This window comes from Sideroxyarcus sp. TK5, from assembly GCF_054601595.1.
Map to the genome: position 1 here is coordinate 242,092 of NZ_BAAHSJ010000005.1, position 12,699 is coordinate 254,790.

At 56.5% G+C, this 12,699-nt stretch carries 10 protein-coding genes; 2 read left to right on the top strand and 8 right to left on the bottom strand.

Features of this window, described 5'->3' with window-relative positions:
* Positions 1-15: 15 nt before the first annotated feature.
* The 8 genes from ACYPYQ_RS10640 to ACYPYQ_RS10675 all read right to left on the bottom strand — a co-directional run bounded on the left by ACYPYQ_RS10640 (position 16) and on the right by ACYPYQ_RS10675 (position 9,453).
* Positions 16-444 carry a universal stress protein gene (locus ACYPYQ_RS10640; RefSeq protein ID WP_459723808.1) on the bottom strand — a complete coding sequence of 143 codons (429 nt, stop codon included), beginning with the start codon at positions 442-444 and terminating at the stop codon, positions 16-18.
* Entirely contained in the window at positions 441-1,193 is a 753-nt protein-coding gene (locus ACYPYQ_RS10645; protein ID WP_459723809.1) for a TerC family protein, read from the bottom strand. The genes ACYPYQ_RS10640 and ACYPYQ_RS10645 overlap by 4 nt, the downstream gene beginning before the upstream one ends.
* Positions 1,194-1,196: 3 nt before the next feature.
* Positions 1,197-2,078 (bottom strand): succinate--CoA ligase subunit alpha, encoded by an 882-nt coding sequence (gene sucD, locus ACYPYQ_RS10650; protein ID WP_459723810.1) that lies wholly within the window; start codon positions 2,076-2,078, stop codon positions 1,197-1,199.
* Between the two features lie 2 nt (positions 2,079-2,080).
* Positions 2,081-3,244 (bottom strand): ADP-forming succinate--CoA ligase subunit beta, encoded by a 1,164-nt coding sequence (gene sucC / locus ACYPYQ_RS10655; RefSeq protein ID WP_459723811.1) that lies wholly within the window; start codon positions 3,242-3,244, stop codon positions 2,081-2,083.
* 123 nt (positions 3,245-3,367) lie between these two features.
* Positions 3,368-5,500 (bottom strand): tetratricopeptide repeat protein, encoded by a 2,133-nt coding sequence (locus tag ACYPYQ_RS10660; protein ID WP_459723812.1) that lies wholly within the window; start codon positions 5,498-5,500, stop codon positions 3,368-3,370.
* A gap of 103 nt (positions 5,501-5,603) precedes the next feature.
* On the bottom strand, positions 5,604-6,650 hold the full coding sequence (locus ACYPYQ_RS10665) for a hypothetical protein (protein WP_459723813.1): 1,047 nt from the start codon (positions 6,648-6,650) through the stop codon (positions 5,604-5,606).
* Between the two features lie 78 nt (positions 6,651-6,728).
* Positions 6,729-8,540 (bottom strand): cytochrome C, encoded by a 1,812-nt coding sequence (locus tag ACYPYQ_RS10670; protein ID WP_459723814.1) that lies wholly within the window; start codon positions 8,538-8,540, stop codon positions 6,729-6,731.
* Positions 8,541-8,556: 16 nt separating this feature from the next.
* Positions 8,557-9,453 (bottom strand): hypothetical protein, encoded by an 897-nt coding sequence (locus ACYPYQ_RS10675; protein ID WP_459723815.1) that lies wholly within the window; start codon positions 9,451-9,453, stop codon positions 8,557-8,559.
* Positions 9,454-9,680: 227 nt separating this feature from the next.
* Between ACYPYQ_RS10675 and ACYPYQ_RS10680 the strand changes: the two genes are divergently transcribed.
* Together ACYPYQ_RS10680 and ACYPYQ_RS10685 are read left to right on the top strand one after the other, a co-directional pair.
* Positions 9,681-10,991, top strand: coding sequence for an NAD(P)-binding domain-containing protein (locus ACYPYQ_RS10680; protein WP_459723816.1), 1,311 nt, complete (start codon positions 9,681-9,683; stop codon positions 10,989-10,991).
* Positions 10,992-11,172: 181 nt separating this feature from the next.
* The gene (locus ACYPYQ_RS10685; RefSeq protein ID WP_459723817.1) at positions 11,173-12,201 is read left to right on the top strand and encodes a site-specific integrase; all 1,029 of its coding nucleotides are present in this window, start codon (positions 11,173-11,175) and stop codon (positions 12,199-12,201) included.
* Positions 12,202-12,699 lie beyond the last annotated feature (498 nt).

A 12,699-nucleotide genomic window follows, 5' to 3' on the forward strand; every position in this document is an offset into this window, starting at 1 on the left:
TATCAGCGCTTTGCCTCAGCGCACGACCGTCACCGGGAGCGCGGTGGTTTCCAACACTTGGGCCACGATCGAGCCTAGCAATCGTTTCCCCAATCCTCCCTCGCCGTGTGCGCCGATGACGATGTGCGACACCCCGTGCTTGGCCGCATACTGCGCGATCGCTTCAGCCGGATGGCCGACACTCAGGTGATACTGATAGGCGATCCCGCGTTGGTCCAGCACGTGACGCGCCGTCTCCAGCGCGGCCATGCCCTGCTCTCGCTGGTAGTCGTCTATGGTCTGCGCATCGATCAGCAGTTTGACGTTACCCTGCGCCACACTGCGCTGGACATTGAGCAACACCAACTCCGGCACAGCCTTCAGAGAATCGTGCAGCACCAACGCATGCCGCACGGCGTGCAAGGAATGCTCGGAGCCATCCACCGGAACCAGAATCTTCATCATGCTTCTCCCTTCCGCGTCATCCCTCTTGCCGGCACTTCACCATCGGCCAGGTCGCGCACAGTGGCCACCGCCGCCTTGCGTGCCGCCAGCCACCTGCCTGTACCCAACACCAGCAGCGCACATACGGCAGGCACAATCCAATGCAAGACATGGTGCGCCTCTACCAACGGCTTCAACAAGGCCTCGCCCAGCAGCATCTCGCCCGCCACATAGCCGAGCAAGGCTCCACCTGCGTAGATGATGACCGGATAACGATCGATCAGCTTGAGCACCAACTGACTGCTCCAGGCGATCATCGGGATGCTGACCAACAGACCGAACACCAGTAACCAGACGTTATCCTTAGCTACCGCCGCCACGCCCAGTACATTGTCGAGACTCATCACAAAATCGGCGACGATGATGGTCTTCACCGCGCCCCACAGATGAGCCTCGGCCTTGATGCTGCCCTCGCCATGCGCCTCGTCTTCCGGCAGGATCAGCTTGATGCCGATCCACAACAACAGCAGCGCGCCGACCAGTTTCAGATAAGGCAGCGCTAGTAGACCGACCGCGAAAAAGGTCAGCAAGATGCGCAGGCCGATCGCCCCGCCCACCCCGTACAGGATGCCTTTCTTGCGCTGCGCCTCCGGCAGATTGCGGCAGGCCAGCGCGATGACCACCGCATTGTCGCCCGACAGCAACAGGTCGATCATGATGATCTTGAACACGTCCACCCAGAACTGGGGGGTTTGCAACATTTCCAGCATCGATTAACCCTTCAAAACCTTCTGCATCGTGCGCCCCATCTCTGCCGGGTTGCGCGTGATGTGGATGCCGCATTCTTCCATCACCGCCAGCTTCTGGTCGGCACCGCCCTCGCCGCCGGAGATGATTGCCCCGGCATGTCCCATACGCTTGCCGGGCGGCGCGGTGATGCCGGCGATGAAACCGACCACCGGTTTCTTCATGTTCTGCTTGATCCAGCGCGCACAGGCTTCCTCGTCGCTGCCGCCGATCTCGCCCACCATGATCACCGCATCGGTCTCCGGATCGTCGTTGAACATGCGCATCACGTCGATGTGCTTGAGGCCGTTGATCGGGTCGCCGCCGATGCCGACGCAGGACGACTGGCCGTAGCCCAGCGCAGTGAGCTGGCCCACGGCCTCATATGTCAGCGTGCCGGAGCGCGACACCACACCGATGCGGCCCTTCTTGTGGATGTGGCCCGGCATGATGCCGATCTTGATCTCGTCCGGCGTGATCAGGCCGGGGCAATTGGGGCCGATCAGGATGGTCTTCTTGCCCTGCATCCTGTAGCGCGTCCTGATCATGTCGTGCACCGGGATGCCCTCGGTGATACAGATGACCAGATCGAGATCTGCCTCGACCGCCTCGTCGATGGCCGCCGCCGCACCTGCAGGCGGGACGTAGATCACCGACACCGTTGCACCGGTCGCCGCTTTCGCATCGCGCACTGAGGCGTACACCGGGATGCCCTCGAAATCCTCACCCGCCTTCTTGGGATTCACGCCTGCCACAAAACAGTTCGCCCCGTTCGCGTAGGCCTTGCATTGCTGGGTGTGGAACTGGCCGACCTTGCCGGTCATGCCCTGGGTGATGACTTTGGTGTCTTTATTGATGAGTATGGACATGATTAACCTTTCGCCGCCGCGACGACCTTTTGCGCCGCGTCCGCCATGTCGTTGCCGGAGATGATGGGCAGGCCAGAGTCGGCCAGTATCTTCTTGCCCAGATCGACGTTGGTACCTTCCAGTCGCACCACCAGCGGCACGGCAAGATGCACCTCGCGCGCTGCCGCCACCACGCCCTCTGCGATCACATCGCACTTCATGATGCCGCCGAAGATGTTCACCAGGATCGCCTTCAAGTGCGGATTCTTCAGCATCAGCTTGAATGCTTCCGTGACCTTTTCTTTCGAGGCACCGCCGCCCACATCGAGGAAGTTGGCCGGTCTGCCGCCGTAGAGTTTGATGATGTCCATGGTCGCCATCGCCAGACCCGCACCGTTCACCAGACAGCCGATGTCGCCATCGAGCGAGATATAGGAGAGATCGAACTTCGACGCCTCGATCTCCGCCGGATCTTCCTCGTCCAGGTCGCGCATGGCGACGATCTCGGGATGACGGTACAGCGCGTTCGAATCGAAATTGAACTTGGCGTCCAATGCAATGACGTGATTGTCTGCGGTCAGGATCAGCGGGTTGATCTCTGCCAGCATCGCATCCTTTTCGACGAAGGCGCGATACAGCCCTTGCAATACCTGCACCGCCTCGGCATTCGCCACATCGGGGATGCCGATGGCGCGCGCGACTTGGGCAGTTTCCTTGGCATCCAGCCCTACGACGGGGTCGATGCGCACGGTACGGATCTTCTCCGGCGAGTGCTTCGCCACCTCTTCGATCTCCATGCCGCCTTCGCTGGAGGCCAGCAGTGCCACGCGCTGCGCGCCGCGATCCACCACCATGCCTACGTAGAATTCCTTGACGATGGCCGCGCCCTCTTCGACCAGCAGGCGGCGCACCTTCTGGCCCTCGGGCCCGGTCTGGTGCGTCACCAGTTGCATGCCGAGAATTTGTTGAGCGTAGCTCTTCACCTCGTCGAGCGACTTCGCCACCTTGACGCCACCGCCCTTGCCGCGACCGCCCGCGTGGATCTGCGCCTTCACCACCCAGACCTTGCCGCCCAGTCGCTGCGCGGCTGCAACGGCATCGTCGACGTTGAAACACGCCGCGCCACGCGGGGTGGGCACGCCGAATTCGCGCAAGATCTCTTTGCCCTGATATTCATGGATTTTCATTAAAGTCCCCCTGACCAGACGAGCACGCAATTTACCAGAGCGCGGCAGCTCCTGTCGTTATGATCACTATAAAAAAGGCTGCCGGATCGCTCCGGCAGCCTTCTAACAAGATCTCTACCGGCTCTAGAAGTCCCAGCGCAAACCAGCCGAGCCGAAGATGCGCATGATCTTGGTCGTCACTTGAGTACCCTCGCTCTTGGTGCTTTCAAATCCCAGGTCAGCATCGAAAGTGAGCTGCTCCTTCAGGCGATAAGAACCACGCACCGTCGGGGAGAAACGGGTCGTCACAGCATTGAACTGGTCGGTCTGCTTGTAAAACTGAACGGAGCTGTCCAAACCCCAGCCGTATTGCATATCCATGTGGTTGTACACAAAGAAGGAATTCCCTTTAACGGTGCTGCTGGTGTTCAAGGTTGCGCTGAACGACCAGATATCGCCAGCCTTGTACAAGCCGGTACCGATCAGCTGTCCCGTCACACTCTTCTCCGTCCCGCGGCTTGGATTCGCCGCCAGATACCCCTGGACACTGTCCAGCACACCGCTTGCAGCCGTACTCGTAGTATTGGTCAGGCGCACATCACCGCCGACTTGCCATTTCTCACTCAAAGGCTTGGTGATACCGACCTGCCCCATGTTGCTGGTAGCGGTTCGCTGCAGTGCAAGGTCGCGCAACGCACTGGCCGACAAAGCCTGCTCAAGCACGCTGATAGATGAGGTGGTGGCACCATACAAGGCATTGCGTATGCTCAACGAAGGTGTCTTGCGATGATCCAGCATGAAATTCCATGAGGCATCGAACGCATTCATGGTGCCTACCACTTGGGCCGCATTCAATGCCTTGAAATTAACGTCGTAATCGATCAGCGCAAAGAGGGAATCCTTATCCTCGTAATAGCGCCATTCGCCACCGACTGCACGGCGATCCAGCACACCGTCCACCGTCTGATTGATACCATACGCCGTGAATGCACCGCTATCGACACTGGCCCCGAAGAAAGAAGGCGAAGTGCTGTCACTATAGTCGGCCAGTCTTCCGACCACACCATTCACCCGCATATCTGCCGCATCGCCATACGAACCGGACAAACCATCGAAACGGCCCAGCACCCCAGCACCGTTGGATGATTGACGGCCGACACGCAACAGATAATCCTGTTTGCGGCCTTTGACTTCGCCATAAAAAGAGCTGATGCGGTTCTGGCTGGACTTGTTGGACAGGAAATTCTGCGTGTTATTGCCACGGAACACCACGCGACCGTCCAGATCATCGCTCGTGTAGCGAGCGGTTGCGTCCTCTGTCGTGATCAGCATGGATTGATCAGTCATCGTCAGAGATTGCGTCTCTGTCGCCGCATTGAATGTCGTCGTTGAATCGATCTTGCTGGAGCCGAAATAATAATGGCCTGAGATGCTACCGAAGGCCGTCCAGCGCGCCTCACGCTTCTTCTCTGTCGCTTCTACGATGCCCGGGCCACTTGCAGTACCCGACAAACCTGCCAGTCGCTGCATCACGCGCGGCACACCTTCGCCCTGCGGGTACAGGTTCAGATACAGGTCATACTCCGTCTTTGCCTTGTCATATTGGCCCGCACGCTCACGTGCCACACCGACCCACTCCTGTGCATCTTCAGTGTAATCGTTGGGGGGCAACATCAGCAGTTTGTTAAAAGCGCCAACCGCCTCTTCGTCTTTCTTTGCAGCCAAGGCAGCGCGCGCCTGCCCCATCAGCTCTGCCGCCTGTTTGTTGTACTCTGCCAGATTCGCATCGCCCGGGGTGGCACGCAGCGCTTTGACTGCCGGCAGGAATGGCAATGCTACTTCCCCTCCGGAGCGGTCCGGGCGGATTGTGATCAGGATGCTGCGCTGATCCTTTCCCGCTGAGACGCTGAATTGCGCCTCGCGCGAAAATTCAACGACCAGCTTGGGCTTGGTCGCCGTATCCCGCGTCGTGACCCGAAAGGAGGGAATCAATCCAGAAGGAGGGGAATTACGGGTCTCGTTGTCCACCCACTTCTCATCCACTGCAACGCCAGGCACGCGCTCAAAAAAGATGTCCAGCGTCTTGCCATTGTTCGCGGGAAAGTGACGCACATAACGAACCGGCGCAGTCGTGCGTATGGTCGCAACGATACCGTCGGTCTGGTATTCGAGTGTCACATCATCAAGTGGCTGCGCTACAACGAAACCAGGAACAAATGCCAAGCACGCCATGCCAAGCATCCACTTGGCCGCACTCATCAGTTTGGGGCTATTCATGCCTCTTCTCCTCAATACAATTCTTGTCTTTACCCCTCTCAGGGCGGGACTTATGGATAATCGTTTGGCGGGGCAAGCAACCTGCCTGCCCCACCAAAGGCTTTTAATCCCAATTTACGTAGGCGGAACCTTTGCTGCCGGCGGGTGCATGACACCCGGATTTCGAGCAGTCATCACCGGACTTCATGCCTTCATGACCGATTGACTTGGTATCCTGCCCCCAGCGCGTGTAGGCATTTCCCTTCAAATGGCACGTCACACATGTATAGGTCGAGACATGTGTATGCATTGACGCGCCACGCAGGACAGAGCCATTCACATGGCAACTGGAACAAGACGCACTTGCATTGTAAGGAATGTGATCGGAAGGTTTGGCACCCAACGCCCCCGACCATGTCGTGGTGGTCGTATGGCACTGGTTACACTCATCCGTCGTCGCAACGTGGCCGGCACTCTTGCCAACCGCCAATGTCCCATTGTGGCAGCTCGAGCACGCTGCAGCCGAGGTGTGTTTATAGCGGTTTGGAGACCAAGCAGTGTAATTATGGCAAGAGTCACACTCGAGCTGGCCTTTCAATGCTGCGGGAGTATGTCCAGCAGGCTTGCGATTCTCAGCACTGACATCCGCTCCGCTCACGTGGCAGGTGGAGCAGACACCCGCCGCACCTGCATGGTTCCAGCTTGCGGGCAACCAGGCAAAAGTGCGATGGCAGCTATCGCAGGATTTTGTTGCTTTATTGCCTGTGCTGTGACTGCCAGCCTTGCCACTTGCCTGCCGTCCGTTATGGCAAGTCTTGCACTGGCCTGTGACTGCCGACCCGTGGTTGTAACGCACCCCCAGCCAAGTCGCGGTATTGAAGTGACACGACTCGCAAGGCGCATCGGTCACGATGTGCCTGTCGTTCTTGGGAGTCGCAACCACTCGCCTGCCGACGGCATGACAGCCGTCGCAGGCACGCGGCGTGCCCTTGAACACACCGCCTACATGGCATGACTCGCAAGCCGCTGCAGCATGACCGCCCGAAAGCGGGAAACCGGTCGTCATGTGATTGAAATCACGCCCGATCTGCTGGGCAGCCCCCGCATGCAGCGACGTCACCGCCAGCAGCGCGGCGAACATCGCACCGATAAATCCAGTTCTTCTCTCCATGACAACCTCCTCGATAGTTCACTCACTATTCTTTCAGTTTGCCCCGACTGACGGCGAAAGCAAACTTGACTTTTCCTGCTATTTCTTCTGCGGCACTACCACGCCCATCTTCACCGTTTTCCAGTCGTTGCCTTCATGGCAGCGCTCGCAACGGTCGCCGAAGTTGCCGTTGTGCACGTCGTCTCGCTCATGGCAGCTGCCGCACGCCGTGGAAGTCACCACCTTCTTGCCCATCGGCTTGCTGTGGCAGGCGTAACACTTGTTGGCGGTCTTCTTGTGCGGGCCGTCCAGTTTGAAGTTGGTCTTGTTGTGATCGAAGTCCCATGCCTCCCACGAACGCGTGGAGTGGCAAAGCTGGCATTCGGTTCCCAGCCTGCGGCGGTGGACCTTGTCATCATCCTTCTCATGGCATGACCAGCAGTCGGACTTGGCATCCTTGAAGGTCGGTTTTTCGTGGCACTTCTTGCAAGCGACCAGCGCATGGCGTCCCAGTAACGGGAAGGTGGACATGCGGTTGTGGTTGAACTTATCGGTTTTCTTCCAGTCGTCCTCTACGTGGCAGGTCTCACACTTCTTGCCTTCCTGTCCTTTGTGCGACTTGTCATCATCCTTCTGGTGGCAGCTGATGCAATCTTTCTGCAGCTTGTCCTTGTATAAGTCGCCCTTGTGGCAATCGGTACACTTCGTTTTCTTATGCTTGCCGAGCAAGGGGTATTTGGTCTCCTTGTCGTGGTCGAACTTGATGTCCTTCCATTCGTTCGCGGTATGGCAGGTCTCGCATTTGACACCGAAGTTACCCTTGTGCGCCTTGTCGTCGTCCTTCTTGTGACAAGAGACACAAGTCATCTTGAGCTTGTCCTTGTACAGGTCGCCCTTGTGGCAGTCCGTACACTTGGTCTTCTTGTGCTTGCCGAGCAGATCGAATTTTGTCTCTTTGTCGTGATCGAACTTGATGTCCTTCCACTCTTTTTCGGTGTGACAGGTCTCGCACTTGGGACCGAATTTACCCTTGTGCGCCTTGTCGTCGTCCTTCTTGTGGCACTCGTTGCACTTCTTCGGCGTGCCCTTGTATTTCTTGTCGATGTGGCACTTGTCGCACTTCACTTCTTGGTGCTTGCCCAGTAGCTTGAACTCGGTCTTGTCGTGGTCGAACTTGGTGTCCTTCCAGTCCTTGGCCGTATGGCAGCTCTCGCACTTCTTGCCCAGTTTGCCCTTGTGCGCCTTATCATCGTCCTTCTTGTGGCAGGCGACGCAGGCCATCGGCGTGTCTTTGTATTTGTGGTCGACGTGGCACTTCAGACATTTTACGTCGACATGCTTGCCTTCCAGCTTGAATTTGGTCTTGCCGTGATCGAAATTGGTAGTCTTCCAATCCTTGTCCACGTGACACTTGGCACAATCCTGCCCGAGGCCGCCCTTGTGCTTGTCATCTTTCTTGTGACAGGTGTAGCAAAGCTGCGGCGCTTCGCGAAACTTGGTACCCGGCTTGTGACAGCTTTCGCACTTGACCTTTTCCTGTTTCTGGTTGACCAGGTGACCACCCTTCAGCTCGAAATCGGTCAACTTGTGGTCGAACTTGTCGTGATCGAACTCGGCCGCCTTGAAGTCACGTCCCTTGTGCTCTGCGTGGCACTCCTTGCAGTCCTTCTCCAGGTCGATGCGCCCGTGGTACCCCTTCTTTTCGGCAACATCCTTGCCCACATCCTTGTGGCAATCCATACAGAGACGGTTCTGCGCCTTCTTGTCGAACTTCTTGTGGCAAAGCTCGCACTTCTCCTCTTCCTTGGCGTGCCCCTTGATCACATCGCCGGGCATCAACAGTTTGTTGGCGTTCGCCTGCATGGGCAGCGCGAACAGGAAGAGGGTAAGGACTAAGGTACGTAGCAGCATGGTCGATTCTGTTCAATCAGTAAGCGTGGACCGCATAGACGTGATAGATGGCACTGAACACCATCATGAACACCAGCGGGATATGGAAGATGTGCCACCACGAGAACAGGCGCTCGTAAGTGTGGAACTGGGCGGCATCGCGAACTGCATGCAAGTAGGTGGTGATCTTGTCCTTGTATTCCTCGAACAGCTTCTCCATGCCCTTGCTCTGGTCGGCATTGAATTGTTTCTCGACGCCCTGCGCATGCATCACCTGGTACAGCTCGGCAGGCAGACGGCGGGACAGCACTGCCGACCGGAATCCCATCTTGGCAAAACTGATGAATCCGTATCCTGTCTCCTTGGCATACTTTTCCGCTTCATCGTGGAAGGCCTGCAGTTGCTGCTCGATATGCGGCGCGAAGCCGAACATCGACTTGATATCACCGGTCTGCTCCATCTCGGCACGCAACTCGTTCACCGTCGCCTGCCGACCGTAGAGGCCATGATGGATCTTGGTGTAGAAGAAACGGCCAAAGGTGCCGCTGCCCGACACCAGCAGCATGCAGTACATCGCCACCGCCGCATTGATCGATCCGGTCGGATGGATGAACGGGATGTATACGTGGTAAGTGGAGTGGAAGATGATGAACAACGGGCCCAAAATGCCGAGCACCATGTGCCATTTGAACCAGGTCGGCAGGAACCCAAGGTTCTCGATGGGTTTCCATCGTTTGCGCAATGGGTACAGCAGCAGCAACAGCATCATCGTGCCGCCGATCAGCCCCAGGTTGTAGCCGAAATCGAACAGCTCTTCGCCAGGCTTGTAATAAGTCTGAGGATAAACAATGAAATAACCTGCGATGGTGATGACACCGACGATACTGATGAAGATCATCCACATCAGATGCTCTGATTGTTTTTTTGTTCTCATAGTCTCCAAATCCAGAAGCTTCCCTTAAGCGCGGAAATTTTAACTGCGATCACCGAACCTGTCTTAATAAATTTGTCTTAATAACGCAACAACCCTAGAATGCCGGTGCCTGCGACAATGCTTTGTACAATAAAGTTCGACATCTGTTTGAAATAGTCCGACAGGCGGCCGGGTCATCCAGACCAGTGGCACACCCCTCAGTCAACAACCATTAAAGACGACAAGCTATGGACCTCATCGACCTATCCGTATACCTGATCCCCCTGATCATCATCATGTTCTTCTATCTGGGCAGCCGGAAAAAGAAGGAAGCCAGTTCTGTCGAGCAGATGAAGGAGGCGATCACCCAGGGCTTGACCGAGCCATCCTCCCTGCACCCCGTGATCGACCCGCGTTTGTGCCTGGGCTCCGGCAGTTGCATCAAAGCCTGCCCTGAAGGCGCACTGGGAATGATCAAGGGCAAGGCGGTGCTCATCAACCCGACCTATTGCATCGGCCACGGTGCCTGCGCCGCCGCCTGTCCTCACGATGCCATCACGCTGGTGTTCGGCACCGAGAAACGCGGCATGGACATCCCCCAGGTCGACCCGACCTTCGAGACCAACGTCAAGGGCATCTTCATCGCCGGCGAACTGGGGGGCATGGGACTGATCCGCAAGGCCGCCAGTCAGGGCTCGCAGGCCATAGACTCCATAGCAAAATTGAAAGGCACACACAATTTCGACCATGACGTGATCATCGTCGGTGCCGGCCCGGCCGGCCTTGGCGCTGCGCTGGGAGCCATCCAGCACAAGCTGAACTACCTGATCCTGGAACAGGAAGTCTCGCTTGGCGGTGCCATCTTCCAGTATCCTCGCAACAAGATCGCCATGACCGCCCCCGTCAAGCTGCCGGTCGTCGGCGAGATGCAATTCAAGGAAGTCAGCAAGGAGCGTCTGCTGGAATGGTGGCAGGGCATCATCGCCAAGACCGGCATCCATATCAGCTACAACGAACGCATGGAGAACGTGACCCCGGTCGACAACGGATTCGTGGTCAAGACCAGCAAGGGGGAATACAAGACGCGCACCGTGCTGCTGGCCATCGGCCGACGCGGCACGCCGCGCAAACTCGGTGTGCCCGGTGAAGAGTTGCCAAAAGTGGTGTATCGCCTGATTGATCCCGAGCAATATCGCAACATGCACGTGATCGTGGTCGGCGGCGGCGACAGCGCGGTCGAGGCCGCCATGGCGGTCGCGGAGGAGCAAGGCACCACGGTATCACTGCTTGCGCGCGGCGAGGACTTCGGCAAGGCATTCGGCGGAGCCAAGCCGAAGAACCGCGACAAGCTGAAGGCCATGTCCGATGCGGGCAAACTGAAAATCTACCTGAAGTCCGGCGTCAAGCAGATCAACCCGACCACGGCAGTCATCAAATTCGGAGACGAGGAGGCAGAGATTCCGAATGACGGCGTGATCGTTTGTGCCGGCGGTACGTTGCCCACCCCCTTCCTGAAGCAGATCGGCGTGATGGTCGACACCAAGTTCGGCACGGCTTGATACAAGCCGCAAATGCAAAAGGCCTGCAGGATCTGCAGGCCTTTTTTATTGGTGCCGCTTGTCGGATTCGAACTGACGACCTACCGCTTACAAGGCGGTTTGTAAAGTCATTATTACAGGGGTTTGTTGACAATTAATGCACTTATTGCCACAATTTTGCCACAGCGATCAAGGAGAAATGATGGCATCAATCAGAAAGCGTGGCGATCTTCAGTGGGAAGCGCAAGTCCGGAAAAAAGGCCAGCCTGCGCAATCTAGAACTTTCAGCACGCGCGCAGATGCTGATCGCTGGGCAAAGGAAACCGAAATCGCAATCGAGCGCGGACTGTTCTTCGACCGCTCGATTGCAGAGCGGACCACCATCAATGAGTTGATAGATAAATATCGTGAGGTTGAGCTTCCGGCAAAACGAGGTAAGCACTTCGTGCCGGCCCTCACTAAACTAAAGGACGCATTCGGCCAATACTCTCTGGCTAGCATCACGCCCAAGATGATTTCCCAACACCGTGATGCCAGACTTAAAACAGTATCCCCCTCCACCGTGAAGAAAGAAATTAACCTGCTCTCCAGAATTATCGAGTTGGCCGGAAAGGAATGGGGGATCCCTGTAGCCAACAATCCATGCAAGATGGTTTCGCGCCCCTCGGAACCCCAGGGAAGAGAGCGTCGCTTAGTTGATGAAGAAAAATTCGAGGACGGGGAAGAATCAAAGCTACTGGCTCAATGTTTAGCATCAAGCAAGGACCTAGAAGTCATCGCCATCGTAGCAATTGAGAGCGCAGCCAGGCTCGGTGAATTGCTCTCACTTACTTGGATGGAAATTGACTTAAAGAAGCGCACTGCTTTGCTACGAAAAACGAAAAACGACGAATCCCGCACCATACCGCTATCTACTCGTGCCGCCACCGCCCTGCAAGCACTTCGTGCTGAGCAAGCGGGAAAAGTAAACAATATTGCGATACTGCCGACGCAACGAGTGTTTGGGCGCTGGCAAGCTGCCGACAGCTTCAACAAAGTTTGGAAGGGAGCCTGCAAGAGAGCAGGCATAAGTGACCTTCGCTTTCACGATTTACGGCATGAAGCATGCAGCCGATTGGCTGATAAGTTTTCATTGCATGAACTGATGAAAATCAGCGGCCACAAGACAGCGGCGATGCTAATGCGGTACTACCATCCAAAGGCGGAAGAATTGGCAAAGCGACTGGAATGATCAGTTCCCATGTTTGATGCTCGTCCCACATCGGACGCAAATTGAACAGCATAGATATCCTGTGAGTCTGCACAGGCGCTAATAGAACCGCGGCGGTAATCATGTGAGTGACACCTCGTCAACAACCCCTTATCTTTGGTGGGTTGCAGATTATGTAGACCTTTGCATTAGCGACCTCCGCAACACTAAAGAACTTAGGGTGGGCGCAGAGCTTCAAGTCCAAATAATTTGCCGCTTTATCGTGCAGCGTCCCTACCCCGCGGGGTTAATCAACATGTGCGCCCCGCAAATGGACAAAGCGATGAAATGCCAGCAGGTCACGCTGTAAGTATTTTAGCGTATAAGGATTTCGGGCCGCTTTGCCATCGAGCCTTACGCTCAAATAGGCCTGACCTGCTCCAGACTTTTCGGACCACGTAAAACTTGAGAGGATGGCTTCCTTGAAGAGAGGAAGTCATGAAGAAGAGCAGATTTACGGAAGCACAGATGGTCGGCATG